This is a genomic window from Saccharopolyspora flava, from assembly GCF_900116135.1.
Lineage (GTDB): Bacteria > Actinomycetota > Actinomycetes > Mycobacteriales > Pseudonocardiaceae > Saccharopolyspora > Saccharopolyspora flava.
The window spans coordinates 239743-264180 of the sequence record NZ_FOZX01000002.1 but is presented as its reverse complement, the minus strand read 5'-3'; the positions used below and the strand labels follow the sequence as shown (position 1 = coordinate 264180).

Annotated in this window: 25 protein-coding genes; 17 read left to right on the top strand and 8 right to left on the bottom strand. The window is 70.9% G+C overall.

All coding sequences use genetic code 11. The annotated features are described in order from the left end of the window. Positions 1-41: 41 nt before the first annotated feature. Both BM424_RS08080 and sigE read right to left on the bottom strand, forming a co-directional pair. Positions 42-815 carry a zf-HC2 domain-containing protein gene (locus BM424_RS08080; protein WP_175547984.1) on the bottom strand — a complete coding sequence of 258 codons (774 nt, stop codon included), beginning with the start codon at positions 813-815 and terminating at the stop codon, positions 42-44. Then, positions 812-1435, bottom strand: a complete 624-nt coding sequence (gene sigE, locus BM424_RS08075) for an RNA polymerase sigma factor SigE (RefSeq protein WP_245775703.1) — start codon at positions 1433-1435, stop codon at positions 812-814. Before sigE ends, BM424_RS08080 begins: the two co-directional genes overlap by 4 nt. A gap of 312 nt (positions 1436-1747) precedes the next feature. On the opposite strand from sigE, the gene BM424_RS08070 reads away from it, so the two are divergent. Then, positions 1748-2368, top strand: coding sequence for an O-methyltransferase (locus BM424_RS08070; RefSeq protein WP_245775702.1), 621 nt, complete (start codon positions 1748-1750; stop codon positions 2366-2368). Here BM424_RS08070 and BM424_RS08065 read toward each other — a convergent pair. Continuing rightward, on the bottom strand, positions 2365-3504 hold the full coding sequence (locus BM424_RS08065; RefSeq protein WP_093415046.1) for an Mrp/NBP35 family ATP-binding protein: 1140 nt from the start codon (positions 3502-3504) through the stop codon (positions 2365-2367). The two genes, BM424_RS08070 and BM424_RS08065, sit on opposite strands and share 4 nt — an antisense overlap. 196 nt (positions 3505-3700) lie before the next feature. Here BM424_RS08065 and BM424_RS08060 point away from each other — a divergent pair, with 196 nt between their 5' ends. The 9 genes from BM424_RS08060 to BM424_RS08020 all read left to right on the top strand — a co-directional run bounded on the left by BM424_RS08060 (position 3701) and on the right by BM424_RS08020 (position 14169). Beyond that, complete coding sequence (locus BM424_RS08060) at positions 3701-4189, top strand: MarR family winged helix-turn-helix transcriptional regulator (RefSeq protein WP_175547983.1); 489 nt, start codon at positions 3701-3703, stop codon at positions 4187-4189. A 4-nt stretch (positions 4190-4193) separates the two neighbouring features. Then, positions 4194-4586 carry an NUDIX hydrolase gene (locus BM424_RS08055; protein ID WP_093415044.1) on the top strand — a complete coding sequence of 131 codons (393 nt, stop codon included), beginning with the start codon at positions 4194-4196 and terminating at the stop codon, positions 4584-4586. A gap of 39 nt (positions 4587-4625) precedes the next feature. After that, a complete protein-coding gene (locus tag BM424_RS08050) occupies positions 4626-5579 on the top strand; it encodes an HpcH/HpaI aldolase/citrate lyase family protein (protein ID WP_093415690.1) in 954 nt (317 codons plus the stop codon). 195 nt (positions 5580-5774) lie between these two features. Next, complete coding sequence (locus BM424_RS08045; RefSeq protein WP_245775701.1) at positions 5775-9086, top strand: patatin-like protein; 3312 nt, start codon at positions 5775-5777, stop codon at positions 9084-9086. 120 nt (positions 9087-9206) lie between these two features. Beyond that, entirely contained in the window at positions 9207-9725 is a 519-nt protein-coding gene (locus BM424_RS08040) for a YflT domain-containing protein (RefSeq protein ID WP_093415041.1), read from the top strand. A 263-nt stretch (positions 9726-9988) separates the two neighbouring features. Further along, complete coding sequence (locus BM424_RS08035) at positions 9989-11245, top strand: ABC transporter substrate-binding protein (RefSeq protein ID WP_175547982.1); 1257 nt, start codon at positions 9989-9991, stop codon at positions 11243-11245. Beyond that, positions 11245-12147, top strand: coding sequence for a carbohydrate ABC transporter permease (locus tag BM424_RS08030; RefSeq protein WP_093415039.1), 903 nt, complete (start codon positions 11245-11247; stop codon positions 12145-12147). The genes BM424_RS08035 and BM424_RS08030 overlap by 1 nt, the downstream gene beginning before the upstream one ends. Further along, a complete protein-coding gene (locus BM424_RS08025) occupies positions 12147-12992 on the top strand; it encodes a carbohydrate ABC transporter permease (protein ID WP_093415038.1) in 846 nt (281 codons plus the stop codon). The genes BM424_RS08030 and BM424_RS08025 overlap by 1 nt, the downstream gene beginning before the upstream one ends. Before the next feature lie 4 nt (positions 12993-12996). Next, positions 12997-14169: an ABC transporter ATP-binding protein gene (locus BM424_RS08020; protein WP_093415036.1), complete on the top strand. Its 1173-nt coding sequence runs from the start codon at positions 12997-12999 to the stop codon at positions 14167-14169. A 288-nt stretch (positions 14170-14457) separates the two neighbouring features. On the opposite strand, the gene BM424_RS28750 is transcribed toward BM424_RS08020, so the two are convergent. From BM424_RS28750 to BM424_RS08005, 3 genes are all read right to left on the bottom strand, one after another. Beyond that, a complete protein-coding gene (locus BM424_RS28750; RefSeq protein ID WP_175547981.1) occupies positions 14458-14631 on the bottom strand; it encodes a hypothetical protein in 174 nt (57 codons plus the stop codon). A 50-nt stretch (positions 14632-14681) separates the two neighbouring features. Further along, complete coding sequence (corA, locus tag BM424_RS08010) at positions 14682-15764, bottom strand: magnesium/cobalt transporter CorA (protein ID WP_093415033.1); 1083 nt, start codon at positions 15762-15764, stop codon at positions 14682-14684. Positions 15765-16275: 511 nt separating this feature from the next. Beyond that, positions 16276-16704 carry an NUDIX domain-containing protein gene (locus BM424_RS08005; protein WP_175547980.1) on the bottom strand — a complete coding sequence of 143 codons (429 nt, stop codon included), beginning with the start codon at positions 16702-16704 and terminating at the stop codon, positions 16276-16278. Between the two features lie 146 nt (positions 16705-16850). Between BM424_RS08005 and BM424_RS28745 the strand changes: the two genes are divergently transcribed. The 5 genes from BM424_RS28745 to BM424_RS07985 all read left to right on the top strand — a co-directional run bounded on the left by BM424_RS28745 (position 16851) and on the right by BM424_RS07985 (position 19912). Continuing rightward, entirely contained in the window at positions 16851-17015 is a 165-nt protein-coding gene (locus BM424_RS28745; protein WP_175547979.1) for a cytochrome c family protein, read from the top strand. A gap of 24 nt (positions 17016-17039) precedes the next feature. Further along, a complete protein-coding gene (locus BM424_RS08000) occupies positions 17040-17612 on the top strand; it encodes a PH domain-containing protein (protein ID WP_093415030.1) in 573 nt (190 codons plus the stop codon). Between the two features lie 82 nt (positions 17613-17694). Continuing rightward, a complete protein-coding gene (locus BM424_RS07995) occupies positions 17695-18567 on the top strand; it encodes a PHP domain-containing protein (RefSeq protein WP_093415028.1) in 873 nt (290 codons plus the stop codon). Positions 18568-18602: 35 nt separating this feature from the next. Then, positions 18603-19448, top strand: a complete 846-nt coding sequence (locus BM424_RS07990) for a RecB family exonuclease (RefSeq protein ID WP_093415687.1) — start codon at positions 18603-18605, stop codon at positions 19446-19448. Positions 19449-19471: 23 nt separating this feature from the next. Further along, positions 19472-19912: a hypothetical protein gene (locus tag BM424_RS07985; RefSeq protein WP_245775700.1), complete on the top strand. Its 441-nt coding sequence runs from the start codon at positions 19472-19474 to the stop codon at positions 19910-19912. A gap of 124 nt (positions 19913-20036) precedes the next feature. Here the strand turns inward: BM424_RS07985 and BM424_RS07980 are convergent, their stop codons facing one another. Both BM424_RS07980 and BM424_RS07975 read right to left on the bottom strand, forming a co-directional pair. Then, positions 20037-21239: an Rv3212 family protein gene (locus tag BM424_RS07980; RefSeq protein WP_093415026.1), complete on the bottom strand. Its 1203-nt coding sequence runs from the start codon at positions 21237-21239 to the stop codon at positions 20037-20039. Positions 21240-21356: 117 nt separating this feature from the next. Continuing rightward, complete coding sequence (locus BM424_RS07975) at positions 21357-22898, bottom strand: DEAD/DEAH box helicase (RefSeq protein ID WP_093415684.1); 1542 nt, start codon at positions 22896-22898, stop codon at positions 21357-21359. Positions 22899-23422: 524 nt separating this feature from the next. Between BM424_RS07975 and BM424_RS07970 the strand changes: the two genes are divergently transcribed. Together BM424_RS07970 and BM424_RS07965 are read left to right on the top strand one after the other, a co-directional pair. Next, positions 23423-24109 (top strand): ferritin-like fold-containing protein, encoded by a 687-nt coding sequence (locus BM424_RS07970; protein ID WP_093415024.1) that lies wholly within the window; start codon positions 23423-23425, stop codon positions 24107-24109. A gap of 99 nt (positions 24110-24208) precedes the next feature. Further along, complete coding sequence (locus BM424_RS07965; RefSeq protein ID WP_093415023.1) at positions 24209-24436, top strand: DUF3107 domain-containing protein; 228 nt, start codon at positions 24209-24211, stop codon at positions 24434-24436. The last annotated feature ends 2 nt before the right edge of the window (positions 24437-24438 follow it).

The window sequence follows — 24438 nt, the reverse complement described above, 5'->3', positions numbered from 1 at the left end:
CGGTGAAGTCGGTGTGGAGTGGGCGCGAACTCGCCAGTTCGTTACCCGGCGGGAGGGGCGCTCGCCGCGGTGGACGGCAGCGCGGCCGAGGGATCCGGCGGCGCGTCGGGCAGCTGAGGCGTGTCGGGGACCCGGGGAGCGTCCGGGACCTGGGCGGGAGCGGTCTGGCTGGAGACGGGCGTGCTCTCCGACGGCAGCGCGGTGTTGCCCGCGGCCGGGATGACGGCGTTGGTGAACGATCCGCCGGGCATCGGCATCGGCGCGCCCTGCAGCGGCTGGCCGTCGTCGTCGGTGACCGGGACGTTCAGCAGCGTCAGGGCCCCGAGGACCAGGCCGGAGAAGACCACGCCGGCGCCCTGCCGGGTGCGGCGGGCGGCCCGGCGCTCGCCGTCCTCGGAGTCGTCGTAGGAGGTCACTGAGGTGCCCAGCGGCTGCTGCGAGCCGCCGAGCGGGGTGGACGAACCCAGCACCGGCCCGCTGCCGAAGCCCTTCACGCGGTTCGGGCGGGACACGGTGACCAGCTGACCGTCGTCGGTCAGCGCGAGGTTCTCAGGTTGTGCGGGGAGCTCGGCGCTGGAGGGGATGGCCTGCAGCGCCTGCAGGAGCTGCGGCGAGACCGAGGGCGCGTCGGCGGCGCGGACCGCCGCGCGGGCCTGCCGCTGCGCGGCGGCGTCCGCCGCGCACGCGGGGCACCCGGCCAGGTGGGCCACCGCGCGGTCGTGGGCGCTCGGGCTGAGCTCACCGTCGACGAACGCGACGAGAGCGTCCAGCGCGAGGTGCTGCTCGGACAGCCCCCACCCCCGCAGAACCGTCATCCGTCTTTCCTCCCGGCTTGTTCTCGGGTCGCCTCGAGGGAGCTCTTGAGCATCTGGCGACCGCGGTGAATCCTGCTGCGCACGGTACCCAGCTTCACTCCCAGGGTGGTACCGATCTCCTCGTACGACAGGCCCTCGACGTCGCAGAGCACGATGGCCGCGCGGAACTCCGGCGGGAGCTTGTCCAGCGCCGCCTGCAGGTCCGGGTCGAGGTGGGTGTCGTGGAACACCTGCTCGGGCGTCGGGCCGCCACCGGGCAGCCGGTCGGTGTCCTCGGGCAGGCCCTCCATGCGCAGGCGGGACCTGCGGCGGGCCATGTCCAGGAACAGGTTCGTGGTGATGCGGTGCAGCCAGCCCTCGAACGTGCCCGGCTTGTACGAGGCCAGGGAGCGGAACACCCGGATGAAGGTCTCCTGGGTGAGGTCCTCGGCGTCGTGCTGGTTGCCGGACAGTCGGTAGGCGAGCCGGTAGACCCGGTCCGCGTGTTGCCGGACCACCTCGTCCCAGCTGGGCGGGGTCCAGGCCGCCTCCTCCGCGCCGGGTGAGACGGGACTCGGCGAAGCGCTGCTCTCGTGGGTCCGGTCGGTGCCGGGGGCCACGCTCATCGGCTGTGTTGCCATCGGGCGAAGAGCCACCTCCTGTGGGCTTGCATCTACCAGAACGAGCGGCGCTGGAGCGTTGTTCCCGCGACCCGCCCACCGGTGAGACGCCGATGGGTGTCGGTGTATGACGTCCACTGTCGTCCTCCCTGGTGAAGTGGGCATGAAAGCCGCCTGAGAAGGGCCTGAGAGTCCGGGTGAGCCACCCCTCACCCACTCGGCCGCGCCGCGCTGGTCACTCAGGGTGAGGAAATGTCGCGCATGGAAACGGGCTTCTAACGATGTCGCCCGGAAACATCATTTGTGCGCGCGGCGCCGATAACCTTTCGCGTTGTGATACCCGAGAGGTCGGTGGCCCGCTACTCGATGGGCGGCTATGCGATGGGGGAGCGGACGCGCGCTCGCCCGGTCGGCGACGGTCCGCAGGACTCGCCGGTCGGTGCGTCGTCGCTGCACGTGCTGCGGTTCCTCGCGGCCGCGCTGCGGGCCAAGGCCGTCGTCGAGATCGGCACCGGCTCCGGCGAGAGCGCGGGCTGGCTGCTCCGCGGGATGCTGCCCGAGGGCGTGCTGACCTCGATCGACGCCGACCCGGTCAACCAGCGGATCGCCCGCGCCGCGCTGCGCGAGGAGGGCGTCGCCCCATCCCGCACGCGGCTGATCACCGGCTGCGCGGTGGAGATGCTGCCGCGCTTCACCGAAGGCGGCTACGACCTGGTCTCGGTCGGCGTCGCGAGCACCGACTACCCCGCCTACCTGGAGCTGGGCACCCGGCTGCTGCGCCCGGGCGGCGTCATCGTCTTCGCCGGCGTCCAGCTCGGCGGCGACCCCGACGACGGCCGGAGCGCCCTGGCCACGGCCATCCGCGACCTGGTCAAAGCCGTCCAAGACGACGAAAGCCTGGTCCCGGTGACATTACCCACCGGACCAGGCCTTCTCGCCGTCGCGAAGGTTTAAGCGGGCGACACCGACAGGAGCTTGCCCGCGAGGCCCCGGGCTCGGGTGCCGAGGCGCTTGGCGATGTCGTTGAGGGCCGCGCCCGCCGGGGAGTCCGGCTCCTGCAGGACCAACGGCTCGCCCGCGTCGCCGCACTCGCGGAGCCTCGGGTCGAGCGGGATCTGGCCGAGCAGCGGCACCTCGGTGCCCAGCGAGCGGCTCAGCGAGTCGGCCACGATCTGGCCACCGCCGGAACCGAAGACGTCCATGCGCTGGCCGTCGGGCATCTCCATCCAGGACATGTTCTCCACGACGCCGGCCAGCCGCTGGCGGGTCTGCATGGCGATCGCGCCCGCGCGCTCGGCCACCTCGGCGGCGGCCTGCTGCGGGGTGGTGACCACCAGGATCTCGGCGTTGGGGATGAGCTGGGCGGTCGACAGCGCGACGTCACCGGTGCCGGGCGGCAGGTCCAGCAGCAGCACGTCCAGGTCGCCCCAGAAGACGTCGGCGAGGAACTGCTGCAGCGCGCGGTGCAGCATCGGCCCGCGCCAGACCACCGGGGTGTTGCCGGGGGTGAACATGCCGATCGAGATGACCTTCACGCCGTGCGACTGCGGCGGCATGATCATCTTCTCGACCTGGGTGGGCTTGCCGCCCGCGCCCAGCATCCGCGGCACGGAGTGGCCGTAGATGTCGGCGTCGACGACGCCGACCGACAGGCCCCTGGCGGCCATCGAGGCGGCCAGGTTGACCGTCACGCTGGACTTGCCGACGCCGCCCTTGCCCGAGGCCACGCAGTAGACGCGGGTCATCGAGCCGGGCTCGGCGAACGGGATGCGGGGTTCCTCGGAGTCGCCGCGCAGGCTGCGGCGCAGCTCGGAGCGCTGCTCGTCGCTCATCACGTCGAGCTCGACCTGCACCGAGGACACGCCGTCGACCGCGGCGACGGCGTCGTTGACCCGCTGCGTGATCGTCTCGCGCATCGGGCAGCCCTGGACCGTCAGGTAGACCTCGACCGTCACCGCGCCGCCGTCGCCGACGGACACGCTCTTGACCATGCCCAGGTCGGTGATCGGCTTGCGGATCTCCGGGTCCTCGACCTTGGTGAGCGCCTGGCGGACGGCGTCCTCGGTCGGTGCGGACTGCGTACTGGTCACGGTTACCTCGACAAGCGTTGGTGAACGTGGTGGGGACGGGACGCGTCCCGCCGAACCAGAAAAGGGTCTCACACCCGATTCCGGCAATCCCATGTTACGGACCAGTAGCCCACCATCTGCGCCGGTAGGGCGATCGCTCGCCTCTAAACCGGGGGCGCTGCGAAGTCAAGTGCGTGCGGACAGTAATATCCGTCACGTGGCCGAGACGGCTTTGGACCGATTACCCACTCGAAGCGAACTGCTGGCGTACCGCAGCTTCCTCCGCGCGCACGCCCGGGTCACGCGCTGCCTGGAAGGCGACCTCATCGCGGAGCAGCGGCTCACCCTGGCCGCCTACGACGTGCTGGAAGCGCTGGCCGAAGCACCGGAGCAGCGGCTCCGGATGACCGAACTCGCCGATGTCGTGCTGCTGTCCCGGTCCGGGGTGACCCGGCTGGTGGACCGGCTCGAACGGCTCGGGCTGGTGCGCCGCGTGCGCGTGGACTCCGACGGGCGCGGCGTGCAGGCCGTGATCACCGAGCGTGGTGAGGGACGGCTGCGGATGGCCGCGGCGACCCACCGGCACGGTGTCGCGCGGTACTTCCTCAACGCCGCCGACGGAGAGCTCGAAACCCTGGTGCGCGCCTGCGAACGGCTGGCGGACGGGGGTGTGCCCTCGCCACCCGGTCAGCGTGCGCAAGCATGAGCGGGTGAGCTCACTGATCAAGGCGGTCGGCCTGGTGCGGTTCTGCGACCGGCGGTTGCTGCTGGTCCGCTCCGCCGACCAGGAGGCCTTCTACCTGCCCGGCGGCGGCATCGAACCGGGCGAGACCGAGCGCGAGGCGCTGCACCGCGAGGTCGCCGAGGAGCTCGGCGTCGTCCTGGGCGAGGCCGAGTTCTACGCCCGCTACTTCAACGACGCCGTCGGGCGCGGCGAGGGCGTGAAGGTCGATCTCGCCTGCTACACGGGCACTTTCGACGGCGAACCGGTCGCCTCGGCGGAGATCGCCGAGCTCGGCTGGTTCACCCGCGCCGAGTACGAGCGGCACCACGTCACAGCCCCGGCGATCCTCGACCTCTACGCCGACCTCGACCCCACGTGATAGACAGCTAGCGCTGCTCTTAGAGATGTGGAGGTCGACGTGGACGGTCGTCGTGCCCGGCGCAGTTGCCTGGCGGTGCCCGGTTCGAGCGCGAAGATGATCGACAAGGCTCGCGGGCTGGCCGTCGACCAGTTCTTCCTCGACCTGGAGGACGCGGTCGCGCCGCTGGCCAAGGCCGAGGCGCGGGAGCGGATCGTCGGCGCGCTCACCGAGGGCGGCTGGGACGGCAAGGTGCGGTCGGTGCGGGTCAACGCCCTGGACACCGAGTGGACCTACCGCGACGTCGTCGCCGTCGTCGAGGGCGCGGGCGCGGACCTGGACACGATCATCCTGCCGAAGGTCTCCACCCCGGATCACGTGCGCTGGCTGGACCTCACGCTCACCCAGATCGAGCGCGCGATGGGCCTGGAGATCGGGCGGATCGGCATCGAGCCGCAGATCGAGGACGCGCGCGGCCTGGTCGAGATCGACGCGATCGCCCGCGCTCCCCGCGTGGAGGCGCTGATCTACGGGCCGGCGGACTTCATGGCCTCGGTGAACATGCGCTCGCTGGTCGTCGGGCATCAGCCGCCCGGCTACGACGTCGGCGACGCCTACCACTACACGCTGTTCCGCATCCTCACCGCGGCGCGCGCCGCCGACGTGCAGGCCATCGACGGGCCCTACCTGCAGATCAAGGACGTCGACGGGCTGCGCGAGGTCGGAGGTCGTTCCGCCGCGCTCGGTTTCGACGGCAAGTGGGTGCTGCACCCCGCGCAGGTCGACGCGGTCAACGAGCTGTTCTCGCCGCGCCAGGCCGACTACGACCACGCCGAGAACATCCTCGACGCCTACGAGTGGCACACCTCCGCCGCCGGTGGCGCGCGCGGTGCGGCGATGCTCGGCGACGAGATGATCGACGAGGCCTCCCGCAAGATGGCCCTGGTCATCGCCGGGAAGGGCCGGGCGGCGGGCATGTCCCGCACCGACCGCTGGACTCCGCCGGAAGGCTGATCACGTCTTCAGGTGTGGGACTCAGCTTGCACCGCCGCGGGTTCTGAGCGCTTTCGTGGCGAGTACGCCGGGACGCCGTGTATTGGCATACATCAGGAGCGGCGCACGGAGTCCACGGAAGCGCTCAGGTTCCGCTACCCGCACCGCTGAGCAAAGTGAGTCCAGCAGTCTCTGAAAAGCGCTACGTTGGTGATCGTGGGCGACGGTGATGAACTGCGTCTGGCTCTTGCCATGCGCGGGGGCGCGAGCATGGCGGTGTGGATCGGCGGCGCGGTCGCCGAGATCAACCGGTTCCGGGAGTCGCTGGAGGGCGAAACCGACCACCCCTGGGCGGCTTTGGCGCGCGCGGCCGGGTACCGGTCGGCGAGCGTGGACGTGCTGGCCGGGGCGTCGGCGGGCGGGCTCAACGCCGCGCTGATGTCGGCGACCCTGGTCTACGGCCTGCCGTTCGACCTGATGCGCCGGATGTGGGTGCAGCTGGCCGACCTGAAGGCGATGTCGCGGCCGGTGCCGAAGTTCTGGCAGCGCGGCCCGGTCTCGCTGCTGGAGGGCGACGAGTACTTCCGCACCGAGCTCGCCCGCATCATCCGCGACAACGTCCCGCCGGTCGAGGAGCACCCGGGCCGCCGCGCGGACATGCTGCTCACCGCGACCCTGCTGGACCCGCTGGTGGAGCGGCGCTACGACGCCCGCGTCGGGCCGATGCCGCTGGAGAAGCGGGCCGCGCGGTTGACGTTCCACCACGAGGGCCGGGCGGGCGATCCGCTGTCGGACTTCGGCGACGTCGGCGACACCGCGCTGCGGCTGGCGCACGCGGCCCGCGCCACCTCGTCGTTCCCGTTCGCCTTCGAACCGGCGCAGGTGCGCTCCGGGCCCGGCGCACCCCCGGCGGGGGAGCCGGACATGCTGGGCCTGTTCTCCGAGACCAGCACGGGCGCAACGCCGTTCCGCGTCATCGACGGCGGGGTGCTGGACAACATCCCGGTCGCCGCCGCCATCGAGGCGATCGCCGCGGCACCCGCCGACCGCCCCACCAAGCGCTTCCTGCTCTACCTCAACCCCGATCCGGTCGTCTCGCACGGCCAGCGCGGGTCCGGCCGCGCGCTGCCGGTGACCGCGGCGGCGCTGCGCGGCCGGTTCACCCAGGAGTCGCTGCTGTCGGACCTGGACGTGCTCGCCGACCACAACCGGGCCGTGGAGCGGAACGCGCTGCGCCGCAGGGCGTTGTTCGCCCCGCTGCGCGAGAACCCCAGCGCTCTGGGCGAACTCAGCTCGGCGGTGGCCTCGGACAACGCGGTGGTGCGCGCGGAGCTGGACGCCCAGGCCGTGCACGAGCTGCTGATCGACCCGGCGGGCAGCGAGGACGGCACGCTGCTGCCGCCGGTGATCGGTGATCCGCTCGCGGAGTGGTCCGCGCAGGCCCGCGACCGGCTGCCGCAACGGCTCTCGGCGCTGGCCGCCGAGACCGGGCTGGAGATCTTCGACGACGCGCACGGGCTGCGGGCGGCGATCGCCGAATGCCTCGGCTGGTCCTGGGACGTCGAGCGGTCCGCCCAGGTGGGGCCGTGCAAGGCGCAGCTGTACCGGCTGCGGACGTTCGCGACCGTGCTCGCCGGGCACGCCGACCGGTACTGGATCAACGGCGCCCGGCTGGAGCCGATCGTGGAGACCGCGGAGCTCGACGACTGGATCCGCCGGGTGCGGCGCCGCCGGGAACGTCTCCAGCACCGGCTGCCGTCGCCGATCGAACCGCTGCTCGGCGCGGTGCTGCGCGCGGTGGCCGACGGCGAGGGGTTCCAGCAGGCCCTGGCGGAGTTCGCCGCCGAGCTCCAGTCCATCGTGGACTCCTCGGGCGCCGATGCGGCCCCCGACGCCGAGGGCGTGGACGCGGTCGCGCGCGCCCGCGAGGTGCTGCACGACATCGCCCGCCGCCTCGCCGAGGCCGCGCCGCCGCGCGCGGAACCCGTCGAGGCCGAGCGGGTCGGATACGCGCTGCTGGAGACCACCGACCGGATCCCGGAGGTGCTGCGGCAGCTGGTGGTGCTCACCGCCCCGCTGGACGTCGGTCGCGTCCCCACCAACCGCATCGACCTGCTGCGCGTGGTCAGCGACGAGCACACCCCGCTGCCGTTCACCGCGCTGCGCCGGGACGGCCGGTTGCGCATCGAGGACAAGATCCGGGGCCTGGACCTGGGCAGCTTCGGCGCGTTCCTGTCGGCGAAGTGGCGCGCCAACGACTGGATGTGGGGCCGGATGGACGCCGCCGCCACGCTCGTCGGGATGCTCGCCGACCCGGAACGCCTGACCCGCCACGGCGACGCGGACGCCCTCGGCGACGTCCTGCAGTCGGTGGTCAGCAGGCCGACCGAGGCCGAGCTGGGCGCGCTCGACGAGGAGCAGACGCGGCAGTGGCGCGGGTTCCTCGCCGAGGTGTGGGCCCGGCACGCGGGCGAGGTGCGCGGCGAGCTCGACGCGCTGTTCGCCGCCCCCGACGACCGGCACCCGCTGACCGAGACCCGCGCGCTGCTCACCGAACGTCTGCAGTGGACGATCGTCGCCGCCGAGATCCCGCACGTGGCGTCGGTGCCCTCCGGCGCCGACCCGTCGGGCGGGACCGATCCCGCCCCGCCCGCGCCGAGCGAGCTGTCGCGGTCGGTGGAGCGCTTCGACGTGGGCCGCCAGCGGGTCCGCGACCTCGGCGAACCCCGGCTGCTGTCGCTGGCCACCCGCGTGGGCCTGGTGGCGCAGCGCGCGATCCGGCCGCAGGGCAACGGAGTCCTGCGGGTGCTCGCCCGCGCCGCGTTGGTGCTGGTCAAGCCGCTGCTGCTGCTCGTCGCCCACGCGATCGCCGCACCCGCCCGGACCGCGCTGCTCGGCTTCGCCGCAGCGGTGTCGGTCGCGCTGACCAGGACCGGCGCGATGCCGGACACGGTCTCCGGGCTCCTGCCGGGGGACTGCCCGCCGGGCGCGATGTGCCTGGGCGGACCGGGCAGGCCCTGGTGGGCGCCGGGGGACTTCTCCGCCGCGCCGACGACGGCCTGGACGCCGTGGGCGGTGCTGCTCGCGATCGGCTGCGCCGTCTGGGCCGGACGTCGCCTGGCCAGCCGCTTCGGCACCGGACTCGCCCGCTGGGCACCCGCCCTGGCGATCGCCGGACTGCTGCTGGCCGCCGCGTTCGCCCTCGACCAGACCGGCTTGCGCCTCGGCCCGCTCGGCGTCCTGCTCGTCGCCACCGCGCTCACCTGGCCCGCCGCGGTCGCCTACCGGAGCCCGGCGCGGATCTGCGCGGTGCTGGTGACCCTCGTGCCGGGCCTCGTCGCCCTCGCCGCGTGCGCCGACGCCGGACTCGGCGCCGGGACGTGGCTGGCGGTGACGGTCGTGGTCCTGGCCTTCGCGCACGCGCTGCACGTGAGCGCCGTCGACGTCCTCGCCCCGCGGCCCCGGCCGCAGCGGGAGGCGCCGCGCGGCGAGAAGCCACCCGTCCGGGTTGCGGCTGCGCATCGTTGAGAGAACGTTCATGATCCCCGGGGAGTGCTGCGCGGTAGCCTGGGGGAGCGGACATTGCGCCGGAATCGGGCCACGGCCCCCGCGCGGTCCCCGGGATCAAGCTCAACGGAGGTGTCAGCGGTGTCCAACCCCTTCCCCGGCTCCAGCCGGCCGGCGCCGGGCACACCGAACCTGCCCACGCCGCCGACCGGGTGGCCGATCGGTTCCTACGGCACGTACGAGGAGGCGCAGCGCGCCGTCGACCACCTGGCCGACAGCGACTTCCCCGTGCAGGAGGTCACCATCGTGGGCGTCGACCTGATGCTGGTCGAGCGCGTGACCGGCAGGCTCACCTGGGGACGCGTGCTCGGCGGCGGTGCCGCCTCCGGCGCCTGGTTCGGCCTGTTCGTCGGCCTGATCATGGGCATGTTCACCCCGCAGGGCAGCTGGATCGCCCCGGTGCTGGCCGGTCTCGGCGCGGGCATCGTGTTCGGGCTGGTCTTCGCCGCCGTCGGCTACGCCTCCACGCGCGGTCGCCGCGACTTCTCCTCGGCCAGCCAGCTCGTCGCAGGGCGTTACGACGTGCTCGCCCAGCCCAAGCACGCCGAGCAGGGCCGCGACCTGCTCGCGAAGCTGGCGATGCGCCCGCAGAACCCCTGAGAACCCCTACCGGTCGGTAGCGAAACCCCTGGTCCAGCCCCCGAATCGGGTAAGCGGGGTGCGGCTGACGGGGGAGCCGGTGCGCCTGTTGTTCCCGCTTTCTTCACGGGTTGGCAACAAGGCGCGAGAGCGCTTGCCCTCCGTGATCATCGCGCCTAGCTTTCCAGCCACCGGCTGACCGCCGGTGTCCGCGATGCGACGGAGCGTTGGCGAATCCCGGGAGCTCGGTCGCGTCCGCGGCCAGTGCACCGGAAGGACCGAGAGTGAAAGTTCGCCGCGTTCGCACGGCGGCGCTGCTGGGCGCGTCACTGGTCTGCGCGTCGGCGCTGACCGCGTGCGGCCAAGCCAGCAGCGCCAACACGATCAACCTCTACAGCGCGCCCGAGGAGAACCTGCAGCACAACGTCGACCGCTGCAACGCGCAGTCCGGCGGCAGGTACGACATCGTCTACCACAAGCTGCCGCGCGACGCCGACGGTCAGCGCGAGCAGATGGTGCGCCGGCTCGCCGCCGGTGACACCGGCATGGACCTGCTCTACCTCGACGTCACCTGGACCGGCGAGTTCGCCGAGGCGAACTGGGTCCGCGAGTGGACCGGCGCCGACAAGGCCGAGGTCGAGCGGGACACCCTCCCCGGACCGCTGGAGACCGCGACCTGGCAGGGCAAGCTCTACGCGGCGCCGAAGAACACCAACGTGCAGCTGCTCTGGTACCGCAAGGACCTGGTGCCCGAACCGCCGAAGACCTGGAACGAGATGATCTCGACCGCCCAGCGTCTGAAGCAGGAGGGCAAGCCGCACTGGATCAGCCTCACCGGCGCCCAGTTCGAGGGCCTGTACGTGCACTACAACACGCTGCTGGAATCGGCGGGCGGGCACGTGCTCAGCGAGGACGGCAAGAATGCCGTGGTCGACCAGGGCGCGGTGCGCGGGCTGGAGGCGCTGCGCGACCTCGGCACCGCGGGCGTCACCAGCCCCGGCATGAACAACGCCGAGGAGGACGACGCCCGCCAGGAGTTCGAGACCGGGCAGTCGGCGTTCGAGCTGAACTGGCCGTTCGTCTACGCCTCCATGCAGGAGGACAAGCCCGAGCTGGCGAAGAAGGTCGGCTGGGCGCGGCTGCCCGGGCTCGACGCCGGCGTGCCCAGCAAGTCCACCATCGGCGGCGCCAACTACGCGGTGAGCAGCTACTCCACCAAGCCGGAGCTGTCCTTCGAGGCCGCGAAGTGCCTGCGGGACAAGGAGAGCCAGAAGTTCTCCGCCATCAACGACGGCGTGCCGCCCACCATCGAGTCGCTGTACTCCGACCCGGAGCTGCAGGCCGAGTACCCGATGCACGAGACGATCCTGCAAGCCCTCAAGGACCCGGGGATGCGGCCGGTGACCCCGGCCGCGCAGAACGTCTCGACGGTGCTGTCCAACATGCTCAGCCCGATCGGCGAGATCGACCCGCAGGCCACCGCCGAGCGGATGCGCCACGAGGTGCAGAACGCCCTGGAGTCCAAGGGAGTGATGCCCTGATGGCGACCGGCACCTCCCTCAGCGACGGCAAGAAGGCCGAGCGCAGGCTCGGTCTCGCGCTGGCCGCGCCCGCGGCGCTGGTGATGATCGCGGTCACCGGCTGGCCGATCCTCTACGCGTTCTGGTTGTCCTTCCAGCGCTTCGACCTGAAGTACCCGGACCAGCGCGAGTTCATCTGGTTCGACAACTACATCACCGTGCTGAGCAACGGCTACTGGTGGAACGCCTTCGCGGTCACGGTCCTGGTGACCGCCGTGTCGGTGCTGATCGAGTTCGCGCTCGGCATGGGCCTGGCGCTGATCATGCACCGGGCGCTGGTCGGCAGGGGACTGGTGCGCACGGTCAGCCTCATCCCGTACGGCATCGTCACCGTCGTCGCCGCGTTCAGCTGGCGCTACGCCTGGACGCCCGACACCGGCTACCTCGCCAACGCCATCGCCCCGAACGGGGCGCCGCTGACCGAGTACGGCAGCGCGCTGGCGATCGTCATCGTCGCCGAGATCTGGAAGACCACGCCGTTCATGGCGCTGCTGCTGATGTCCGGTCTCGCGCTGGTGCCCGACGACCTGCTCAAGGCCGCGGCGATGGACGGCGCGGGCGCCTGGCAGCGGTTCGTCAAGGTCATGCTGCCGGTGATGAAGCCGGCGATCCTCGTCGCGCTGCTGTTCCGCACCCTCGACGCCTTCCGCGTCTTCGACCACATCGTGGTGCTCACCGGCGGAGCGCAGGACACCTCCTCGGTGTCGGTGCTCGCCTACAACAACCTGATCAAGGGCCTGAACCTGGGCATCGGCTCGACCATGTCGGTGCTGATCTTCATCGCGGTCGCGCTCATCGCGTGGATCTTCGTGAAGCTCTTCGGCACCGCCGCCCCGGGCAGCGACGAGGAGGGGAGGCGCTGATGGCCGGTCTCGGCGGAACACCGACGCCCGCGCGCAAGGCCAAGTGGGCCGCGCTCAACGTCATCGTGGTGGCCTACGCGCTGCTGCCGGTGCTGTGGATCCTGTCGCTGTCGTTCAAGACCTCCGACACCCTCTCCGACGGGAACCTCATCCCGCGCGAGTGGACGCTGGAGAACTACGCGGCGATCTTCACCACCACCGAGTTCACCCGCGCGCTGCTGAACTCCATCGGCATCGCGCTGATCGCCACGGCGATCGCCGTCGCGCTGGGCACCATGGCGGCCTACGCCATCGCCCGGCTCGACTTCCCCGGCAAGCGAGCGCTGGTCGGGGCGTCCCTGCTGATCGCGATGTTCCCGCAGGTCTCGCTGGTCTCGCCGTTGTTCGACATCGAGCGGACCGTCGGGCTCTTCGACACCTGGCCGGGGCTGATCCTGCCCTACATCACCTTCTCGCTGCCGCTGGCGATCTACACGCTGTCGGCGTTCTTCCGGGAGATCCCCTGGGAGCTGGAGAAGGCGGCCAAGATGGACGGCGCCACGCCCGCGCAGGCCTTCCGCCGGGTCATCGCCCCGCTGGCCGCGCCGGGCGTGTTCACCACCGCGATCCTGGTGTTCATCTTCTGCTGGAACGACTTCCTGTTCGCCATCTCGCTGACGTCCACGGAGAACTCGCGGACGGTTCCGGTGGCGCTGCAGTTCTTCACCGGCGACTCGCAGTTCGAGGACCCGACCGGGACGATCTCGGCGGCCGCCGTGGTGATCACCATCCCGATCATCCTGTTCGTGCTGTTCTTCCAGCGACGCATCGTGTCCGGGCTGACGTCCGGCGCAGTGAAGGGGTAAGCAAGTGGCCGACATCGTGCTGGACAAGGTGACCAAGCGCTACCCGGACGGGGCGCTGGCGGTCGACGAGGTCGACCTGGAGATCGCCGACGGCGAGTTCGTGATCCTGGTGGGCCCCTCGGGCTGCGGGAAGTCCACCACGCTCAACATGATCGCCGGGCTGGAGGACATCAGCGGCGGCGAGCTGCGCATCGGCGGCGAGCGGGTCAACGAGCGGGCGCCGAAGGACCGCGACATCGCGATGGTGTTCCAGTCCTACGCGCTCTACCCGCACATGACCGTGTTCGAGAACATGGCGTTCCCGCTGCGACTGGCCAAAGTGGACGACGCGACGGTGAAGGACAAGGTCACCGAGGCCGCGAAGATCCTCGACCTGTCCGGTCATCTGGACCGCAAGCCCGCGAACCTCTCCGGCGGCCAGCGGCAGCGGGTGGCGATGGGGCGGGCGATCGTGCGCAGCCCCAAGGCCTTCCTGATGGACGAGCCGCTGTCCAACTTGGACGCCAAGCTGCGGGTGCAGATGCGGACCTCGGTGTCGAAGCTGCAGAAGCGGCTGGGCACCACCACCGTCTACGTCACCCACGACCAGACCGAGGCGATGACCCTCGGGGACCGGGTCGTGGTGCTGCGCGGCGGCGTGGTGCAGCAGGTCGGTCCGCCGCAGCACCTCTACGAGAACCCGGCGAACCTGTTCGTGGCCGGGTTCATCGGGTCCCCGGCGATGAACTTCGTGCCGGTGGAGCTCGCCGACGGCACGCTGCGCAGCGCCCTGGGCGACGTGCCGCTGCCGGACCGGCTGCGCAAGGCCGTCGAGGCCGCCAACGCCCCTCGCGAGCTGGTGCTGGGCATCCGCCCGGAGCACTTCGAGGACGCCGCCCTGGTCGACGACGCGGCCAAGTCCGCGGGCGCGACGTTCACCGCCGAGGTGGACGTGGTCGAGGAGATGGGCTCGGACAAGTACGTCTACTTCACCCTCGCCGGGGCCAAGGCCAGCAGCGATCAGCTCGACGAACTCGCCGCCGACAGCGGCAGTTCCGAGGTCCCCACCGACGAGGGCCAGGTGGTCACCCGCCTGTCGGTGCCCTCGCGGGCCAGGGAGGGGGAGCCGCTCACGGTCTGGTTCGACACCGGCAAGATCCACCTGTTCGACCCGGCCACGGGCGACACGATCCGCTGACGGTCCTCGGACGCCGTCGTGGGGTGGGGGAAGTTTTCATGAAAACTTCCCCCACCCCACGACGAACACCAGTTTTCGGTTGAAACTGCTGCGCTTCGCGCCGCTACAGCTGGTTCGCGATGAGCACGAACTCCGTGGCGATCCAGCCCGCGAGCAGGGCGACGAGGAAGGTGAGCTTGCTGGAGAGCAGGCGAGTCATGGCGGTGCCTCCCAACGGGAAAACGAGAGTCTGGTTGCTGCAGATCCGTTTTCACGATGCGGGCCCGCGGTCTACCCGGGCAGGTGCCGTCAGCGCGCGGACGCGCTCGGCGCGGGGACCACGTCCCACATCGCGCCGGGTTTTCGCTGCACCCAAGCGGAGTGCCGGAACAACTTCTCGGCGGTCTGCCGGCGCGACACCGGGGACCGCCGCGAGTTGAGGAGCCGCTGCCGCATCGGCGCGCAGACGTTCAGCGCTTGCATGTCGGTCCTCCTCACTGTCAACTGGAACATCGTCTCAGCGGCCGGAATCGTTACAGCCACTTGTTCTTCCGGAAGATCTTGAACAGCACGATGCAGGCCACGAGCATCACGACCATCACCATCGGATAGCCGAACTTCCAACCGGTTTCGGGCATGAAGTCGAAGTTCATGCCGTAGATCCCGGCGATCATCGTCGGCGTGGAGATGATCGCGACCCAGGCCGAGATCTTGCGCATGTCGGTGTTCTGCTGGAGCGTGATCTTGGCCAGCGTGGCGTCGACCAGCGTGGTCAGCAGCTCGTCGAAGGAGCCGACCATCTCCGAGACCCGAGCCAGGTGGTCCTCGACGTTGCGGAAGTAGGAGCGGACGTCCTCGGCGATCATCGGCGTGTAGCCCTCGGCCAGCCGCTGCATCGGCTTGGACAGCGGCTGCACCGCCCGCCGCAGCTCCATCACCTCGCGCTTCATCAGGTAGATCTGCTCGGCGTCGATCTTGGTGCGGGGTTCGAAGACCTCGGCCTCGATCTCGTCGATGTCGTCCTGGATCGCCTCGGTGACGTCGAGGTAGTTGTCGACGACCGTGTCGGCCACCCCGTGCAGCACCGCCGACGGGCCCAGCGCCAGCTGCTCCGGGTCCTGCTCCAGCCGGCAGCGCAGCTCGCCCAGCTCGGCGTGCTTGCCGTGCCGGACGGTGATCACGAAGTCCCGGCCGAGGAAGACCATCAGCTCACCGGTGTCGACGATCTCGCTGGTCGCCGTGCGGGTTTCGGTGTCGGCGTAGCGGACCGTCTTGAGCACCATGAACAGCGTGTTGTCGTAGCGCTCCAGCTTGGGGCGCTGGTGCGCGTGCACCGCGTCCTCGACCGCGAGCTCGTGCAGCCCGAAGGTCTCGGCGATGCCGTTGATCTGCTCCTCGGTCGGCTCGTGCAGGCCGATCCAGACGAACCCGGTCCCGCGCCCGCGGACCTCCTCGATGGCGTCGGCGTGGTTCCAGGTGCCCTCCAGCCGGTGGCCGTCGACGTAGACGCCGCAGTCCACCACGTAGGCGGACACCGGCGCGGGCGCGCGGGTGGCGGCGGGCTGGGCGGCGCGACCGGTGCGGTTGCGCAGGCCGAGCGAAGGCAGGTTCGGCACGACGGCCTCCAGGGGGTTCCGGGGCCCGGGGCGTGCACGGCGGGACCGGTGGTCCGGTCGACGGTCATCCGGACGGCGGTCCGGACTCGCGCGCCGCAGCGGTGCTCCCTCGGGCGGAGATCACTCTCGCTTGCGGGGGTCGCATCCCGGCCCGGGGAGAAGAACAACCGCGCTGGATCAGCGGCAGGCCTTCACGGCGGGGATGCGGTTGGTACTGCACGGAAGCGCGCTGTCGGTACTACTGCTCACGATCCCTCACCTCCCGAAGGTCATCCACCGCGCGGGTGGGCCCACTCTGGGTGGGCGCTGCATCAGCCAACCGGCAACGATACTCCGTCCGAGTGGGCAGGTGACAACCGCGTCGTGCGCACGTCACAGGTGGCAGCGATCGCGCCGCGCGAAAGCGGACCAGTCGACTGATTCGGGCATCCGGAAAAGGGGTCCGGACGGGGGTTGCGCCACCGATCGTCACGAACTCGGCCGGAGTCGGGTAACCCGCCGGGATTCGCGCTCACTCGTTGCGGGGTAAACAATCCCAGGACCGCAGAGCGTCGGCCAATCCGTCCGTCAGGGCTCCATTCCGGTCGAGTGTGGCGAAAGTCGCACTGTCCGCCCACATTGCGTCCGCAGCGTCGTCACCAGGGGAAAGTTCCCATTCTTTGCTCCAGCAGGAGTAGTCGAGGATCTCGAAGGTTCCCCGGGGTGCGGGGCGCTCCACCCGGCCCACAAGATCACCGACCGTGACGACGAGACCGATTTCCTCGAAAACCTCGCGCCGTACCGCCGAATGATCGGTTTCTCCGTGCTCCACCCGGCCCCCGGGGATCGACCACTTGCCCCTCCCCGGCTCGTTGGCGCGTTTGACCAGGCACAACCGGCCGCGCGGATCAAAAATGAGAGCTCCGACGCAGCGGATCACGGGATTCTCGGATACGATCATCAACACGGAGGGTAGTTGGTCCGGGCCTGCCCGGAAACGACTGACCCAAGTGCGGTACAAAGCTGCCGTTAAGGGGCGGAGTGCGGTACAACGGATCAGCAGGCGCCTGTGCTACTCAAGGGCTTTTTCGGACGGGGTGCGTCACAGTGAACATGAAGAAAATCCTCACCTGGGCAGTGGTTGCGTTCCTCCTGTTCTTCTTGTTTTCCGCGCCGGACCAAGCCAGCAATGTCGTGAACGGCATCCTGGCGAGTCTTCGTGGTGCTGCAGAAGCCGTCATCACCTTCATGCAGAACCTCTTCCAGGCTTAAAACGAGAACCGGGAGGCGGGTGCCATGTTCGCTCCTAGGGATCCCGACGAGTACCTGCTGGACTCCGAACGCCGGGTGATCCGGGTTCGGCGTCACTGGGCAGCCCTGGTGTGGGACCTGTTCGAGGCGGCGGGTCTTCTCGTCGGTCTCGTCCTGGTGTCGTACCTGTTGCCCGCCGGCAGCTCCTGGTTGTTCCAGAACATCCTCTGGTACGCCGGGTTGGTCGTGCTGATCCGCTTCACCTACCAGGTCCTCGACTGGTACGTGGAGCGCATCGTCGTGACCGACAAGCGGTTCCTGATCACGACCGGGATCTTCACCACCAACGTGGCGATGATGCCGGTCACCAAGGTCACGGACCTCACCTTCCACCGCTCGCTGATGGGGCGCATGATGGGTTACGGCACGCTGATCGTCGAATCAGCGGGTCAGATCCAGGCGCTCAACCGGATCGAGTACGTCCCGAACCCGACCGAGGTGGAGGACGCGATCTCCGGCCTGGTCTTCGGCGACAAGAAGGGCCAGCAGCAAGACCGCTTCTCGATGCTCAAGGCTCGCCGAGCCGCGGTGGGCAAGCGGAAGACGGCCAAGCTGTAGTCCTCGGGGACCGGTGGTCCCGGCGTGTCCGGGATCACCGGCTCGAGGCTTCCTCGCAGTCCGTCATGGGTCACACTGAGGTGTGCTCATCGACCTGCACGCGCATTCCACCGAGTCCGACGGGACCGACACGCCGTCCGAGCTGGTGGCGACGGCCGTCGCGGCCGGGCTGGACGCGATCGCGATCACCGACCACGACACGACCGCCGGCTGGGCGGAGGCCGAGCGCGCGGTGCGCGAACTCGGTCGTCCCGGAACGTTCCGGCTGGTCCCGGGTGCGGAGCTGTCCTGCTCCAGCCCCGACGGCAACGGCGGCAAGGTCACCGTCCACCTGCTCGCCTACCTCTTCGACCCGGCCTCGCCCGCCCTGGTCCGCGAGCAGTCGCGGCTGCGCGCCGAACGCCGCGAGCGGCTGCACCAGATGGCCCGGCAGATGGCCGACGACGGCTTCCCGATCGACCCCGAGGCGATCATGGCGGGACTGCCGCCGGACTCGCCGGGCGGACGCCCGCACCTGGCCCGCGCGCTCGTCGCGGCCGGCACGGTCGCCAGCGTCGACGAGGCCTTCGCCAAGTACCTCAGCAGCGGCGGCAGCTACTACCTGCCGCGCACCGACACCCCCGTGCGGCGGGCGATCACGATGATCGCCGAAGCCGGCGGGGCGACCGTGCTGGCGCACCCCTTCGCCTACAAGCGGGGACCGGTGGTCAACGCCGAGGTGATCGCCGAACTGGCCGATCACGGCCTCGCCGGGGTCGAGGTCGATCACCCCGATCACGACGAGCCGACCAGGGCGAAGCTGCGCGAGCTCGCCGCCGAGCTGGACCTGATCCCGACCGGCAGCAGCGACTACCACGGCACCAACAAGACGATCCGGATCGGCCAGGAGACCACCGCCCCGGACTCGCTGGAGCGGATCATCGCGCGCTGCACCGGGAGCAAGGTGATCAGCTGAACCCCGCGTCGGCCGTTCTGCGTAGTGTGGTCGGCGTGCAGCAGCAGCTCGGCCTGGAAGGCATCCCCGACAAGCTCGTGCGGGTCACCCCGGCCCGCCTGTCGACGTGGGCGGGATGCCCGCGCCGCTACCGGATGGCCTACCTCGACAGACCAGCGCCGAAACGCGGTGGGGCCTGGGCGAACGCCACTCTCGGCGCGGTCGTGCACAACGCGCTCAAGGCCTACTTCGAGCTGCCGCGGGACCAGCGCACCCCGCAGCGCGCCGAGCTGCTGGTGCACCGGTGCTGGAAGTCCGACGGGTTCGCCGATTCCGAGCAGGCCGCCGAGCACCGGCGGCGCGCGCAGCGCTGGGTCCACGACTACGTGTCCGCGCTGCCCGCGGACTTCACCCCGGTCGCCGTCGAGCGCTGGGTGTCGGCGCCGGTCGGCGAGATCATCGCCGAGGGCCGGGTGGACCGCGTCGACGAGCGCGACGGCGAGCTGGTGATCGTCGACTACAAGACCGGCAGGCACGGTCTCCGGGTCGACGACGCGAAGAACTCGCTGGCCCTGGGCCTGTACGCGATGGCGGTGCGCAAGACCCTGCGCCGGCGGTGCAACCGGGTGGAGCTGCACCACCTGCCCACCGGTACGGTCACGGCCTGGGATCACACCGCCGAATCCCTCGACGGCCTCCGGGAGCGGGCCGAACGGCTGGCGGGTGAGATCCAGGAAGCGACCGACGCGCTGGACTCGGCGAACGCGAACGACGTTGCGGAGGAGGCGTTTCCGGTCCGCACCGGACCGCACTGCTCGTGGTGCGATTTCCGGGCACACTGCACTCGGGGACAGCAGGCCGCGCCGGATCTGCGGCCCTGGGCGCTGCTGGGGGACGGATGAGCTTTCGACCGGAGGACGGGCCGATGCACGCACCAGCCCCGCAACGCCGCACCCCGCCGCGCACCCGGCACATGCCGCCGGACGACGGCGCGCGCCGCATGACACCCCCTCGACCCCGCCGCACGGCCCCGCAGGCCCAGCGGCCCCGGCCGCCCTACGCGCGGCACGAGCTGTCCCGGCCGAGCCGGGTGAGCCCCGCCGGGACGGCGCTGCGCAGCTTCACCGGTGCGCTGGCGATGGGTTCGCTGGTGCTGGCGCTGATCCTGGTCGGCGTCCAGTTCTGGGCCACCGGCCAGGGGCAGCAGGGCCCGGGCGTCGCCGCGGTGATCTCGCAGGTGGTCGCGGCTCTCGTGGCGCTCGCGCTGCAGACCTACGCCGACCGCCACCGCGATCGCAACGGCGGTCTCGCCGTGGCCGGGGTGCTGATCGTCGTGCTCGGTTCCCTCTGGTTCTGGTGGTGGTGACAGTTTTAGCCATAATTGTCCCGACATTTCGGACATTGATCATGGGTGATTATGGCTAAAACTGTCCTCCCCAGAAGTTCCCCGGAGAGGCGACGGACCAAGCTCAGCGCAGGGCCCCGCAGGATCAGCGGAGGGCGACGAGGGTGTCGCCGCGTTGCTCCAGGACGACGGGGCCGACGGAGTTGAGCCGCACCGGACCGCTGTAGCCGCCGCGGTCGACCGGGATGACGCGCTCGCGGACACCGGTGGCCGGGTCGACGACGGCCATGCCGCCCTGCACCGGGATCACCAGCCGGTCGGCCAGCGAGGTCCCCGCGCCGAGGGTGTCGGGGACGGTCCACAGCGGGGCCAGCGTCACCGGGTCCAGCGCGATCGTGTCGACGCCGGTGTGCCAGTAGACGCGGCTGCCGATCGCGGTGCTCTCCACCCGCACGTTGTCGTCGCCGGTGAGCGGTCCGAGCCGGACCGGGTGGCTGGCGACCATCCGCCCCTGGTCGTCGAACAGCAGCAGCTGCGAGGTGTCGCGCATGACCACGGCGGTGCGCTTCTCGGTCACCGCCACCACGGAGGCGTCGCGGCTGCCGAGGACGACGCTGAAGACCTCCTCGGGCTTCTCGTCGTCCTCGGGATGGGTCTTGATCGTGGTGATCCTGCCGGTCTCGCCGGGGCAGTTCTCCACGGCGGCGGCCCGCTCGTGCCCGACGGCGATCGAGCCGTAGGTGCAGTTCGGGCGCTCGATGTTGTTGTCCGGGTTCTTCAGCTGCGGCGGGATGCCGAACTGCTGGGTGCGCACCAGGTCCGAGCGCCAGGACTCGAAGGAGCGGGTGCCGGTGGCGGTCAGGTACGTGCCGTCGCCGAGCAGCCGGGTGCCGAACTCGGCGTCGGAGTTGCGCTGCGGCCCGCGTTCCCCGGTCGGTCCGCGCAGCGAGGTGACCTCGCTGCAGTTGTGCGACTTGCGGTAGACCGCGACGGCCCGGTCCCACTCGGTGCCGATGGTGCACAGCGGGATGTCGCGGGCGTAGCGCCAGGCGACGCGGCCGGTCATCGGGTCGTGTCCGACGACCTCGTTGCCGCTTCCGGTGACGACGGCGGGCGGCGCGATCACCGGCACCGGGGTGACGGTGCTGGGGGCGCGCCACGCCTCGTGCAGCGCGGGCGGGACGGCCGCCGGCTCCGGCGGTTTCGGCAGCGGTTCGGGGGAGGTCTCCGAGATCGTCGCGCGCGCGTCGCTGTGCAGCCACAGCACGCCTGCGCCGACGAGCACGGCCACCACGATCACCACGACCGCGGCGATGTCACCCCGAGTGCGCCGCTCAGGCCGGACCACAACCAACTCCCCATCGCTCAGGCGTCCCGGCGGAAGCTTACCCGCGCGCTGAACGGGCCTCGCACGAAGAAATCTCGACCCCCGCCGGGGAGGTCGAGATCTCCGGATGTGCGCTGATCAGGCGTTGTCCGAGGACTCCGAGGAGCCTTCGCCGCCACCTCCGCCGCGACGGCGGCGACGACGGCGGCGCGGGCGGTCACCCGCGTCGGACGAGCCGGTCTCGGCGGCGGGGGTCTCCTGCTGCTGGGCGCCGACCTCGGCGCTCACCTCGCCACCACCGCGGGTGCGGCGGCGGTTGCGGCGACGCGTCGGGCGGGTCTCGGCGTCGGAGTCCTGCCGCGGGCCGGTGCTGTTCTCGGCGCCGCCCTCGGACTTGCCGCCGCGGGTGCGGCGACGGTTCCGGCGCGGGCGCTTGGCCTCGCCCGACTCGCCCTCCGGCTCGGCGTCCAGCCCGGCGCGGGTGCGCTTGGCCAGCGGCAGCCGACCGGTGACGTCGGTCGGGATGTCCAGGTCGGTGAACAGGTGCGCGGAGGTGGAGTAGGTCTCCACCGGCTCCGGCTTGCCCAGGCCGAGGGTGTCGCTGATCATCTTCCAGCGCGGTTCCTCGTCCCAGTCGACCAGCGTGATCGCCACGCCCTCGCGCCCGGCGCGGCCGGTGCGGCCGATGCGGTGCACGTAGGTCTTCTCGTCGTCCGGGCACTGCAGGTTGATCACGTGCGTCACGCCGGCGACGTCGATGCCGCGGGCGGCGACGTCGGTGGCGACGAGGATGTCGACCTTGCCGGAGCGGAACGCGCGCAGCGCCTTCTCCCGGGCGCCCTGGCCCAGGTCGCCGTGCACGGCTCCGGCGGCGAAGCCGCGCTCGGTGAGCTCGTCGGCGAGCTTCTGCGCCTGCCGCTTGGTGCGGCTGAAGATCATCGCCAGGCCGCGGCCCTCGGCCTGCAGCGCCTTGGCGATCAGCTCGGGCTTGTCCATCGAGTGCGCCCGGTAGATGAACTGCCGGGTGCGCTCGTGCACCGCGCCCTCGTCGGCCTGCTCGGCGCGGATGTGCGTCGGCTGGGTCATGAAGGTGCGGGCCAGCGTCAGGATCGGGCCGGGCATGGTGGCCGAGAACAGCATGGTCTGCCGCTGCTCGGGAACCATCCGCAGGATGCGCTCGATGTCGGGCAGGAAGCCCAGGTCGAGCATCTCGTCGGCCTCGTCGAGCACCAGCCCGGAGACCTTGCCCAGCACCAGGTGGCGCTGCTCGGCCAGGTCCAGCAGGCGGCCCGGGGTGCCGATGACCACGTCGACGCCGTTGCGCAGCGCGGAGATCTGCTCCTCGTAGGGGCGCCCGCCGTAGACGGCGAGGGTGCGCACGCCGAGGTGCTTGGCCGCGTCGGTGAGGTCGCGGGTGACCTGCAGGCACAGCTCGCGGGTGGGGACCACGACGAGGGCCTGCGGGGTGCCGTCGCCGGGACCGCCGACGCGGTGCAGCAGCGGGACGCCGAAGCCCAGGGTCTTCCCGGTGCCGGTGCGGGCCTGACCGATGAGGTCCTCGCCGCGCATGGCCAGCGGGAGCGTCAGCTCCTGGATGGCGAAGGTCCGCTCGATGCCGCCCTCGTCGAGCGCCTTGACGATGTCCGGGTGGACGTCGAGCTCGGCGAAGGTCGGCGGCAGGTGCTCCGCGGTCGTGCTGTTGAGGTCGGGGGTGCCGCCCCCGGTCTGATCTTCGAGGCCGCCGGGGGCCTGGCTGTTGGTGAACGTCAGAATGATCGCCTCTCTCGGTACCTGCGCGCCCGCGTCCCGGTTCGGGCCGATCCCGTGGCGACGTCCTCCCGGCACACGGTGGCCGCGTGGTCGCGGCCGCTCGGAGTGCTCGTGGTCACCGACGTAATGGTGCGCGCCTTCGTTTCGCTACAGCGGCGAGTACCCCGCTGGCTGGTTCGTTGTCTCATCGACGTCGCATGCGCGCCAAGGCCGTCGAGCCGTTCGCTCGAGCCGCGTCGCGCCGACATGTCCCGGGGCCGTCCCGCTCGGGCGCCCGTCGCCCGGATCGTGACGTTTCGGGGAGCCGACCCCGCGGTGGTTGTACCGCGCCGTCAGGACGCCGATTGCTCCTCCGAGGCCGAGGATACCTGTTCTGAACGCGAAACTGACGTGGCGCGTATAACTCGGGCGTGCCGACGGTTACGCTCGCAGCCATGAACGAGGCTGACCAGCGGGCCACCACACCGGGTGAGAGTGACGAGCGTTACCAGGAAGGCGTCGTGGATCTGCTCGCGGCGCTGGCCTACGGCGAACTGTCCGCCTTCGACCGGCTCGCCGAGGACGCGCGCACCGCGCCGACGCTGACCGGACGCGCCGCGCTGTCGAGCATGGCGGCCGCGGAGATCGGCCACTTCCGGATGCTGCAGCAGGCGCTGGCCGACCGCGGGGTCGCCGTCGAGGAGGCCATGCAGCCCTTCGCGCAGCCCTTCGACGAGTTCAACGCCTCGACCGCCCCGCACTCGTGGCTGGAATCGCTGGTCAAGGCCTACGTGGGCGACGGTCTGGCGGCGGACTTCTACCGCGAGGTCGCCGAGTGGCTCGACGCCGACACGCGTGAGCTGGTGCTGGCGGTGCTGGCCGACACCGGTCACTCGGCCTTCGCCGAGCGCGAGGTCCAGGGGGCCTGCGCCGACGACCGCTCGCTGCGCGACAAGCTGACCCTGTGGGGCCGCCGCCTGCTGGGCGAGGCGATCACCCAGGCCCAGCACGTCGTGGTCGAGCGGGACGCGCTGGCGGAGCTGATCATCAAGGGCTCGGGGGACCTGACGGGCGTGGGCGCGATGTTCCGGCGGCTGCAGAACAACCACACCAAGCGGATGGGCAACCTCGGCCTGGGCTGACGATTCGCTCTGAGCGAATGGGCAGATCCGGTGGGCTGCGGTGGGGCTGGGATAGCCTTGGCCCGTCACATCGTTTCTAGTGCCCTACGGAGGTTCGGCGTGGAGGTCAAGATCGGCGTCGTGGACAGTCCGCGCGAGCTGACGGTTGACAGCGGACAGTCCCCGCAGGAGATCGAGTCGCTGGTCTCGGACGCGCTGAAGAACGACGCGAGCGTGCTGGCGCTGGACGACAGCAAGGGGCGGCGCATCATCATCCCGTCCACCAAGATCGCCTACATCGAGATCGGGCCGGCGGACGTGCCGCGCGTGGGCTTCGGGGTCGGCTGACA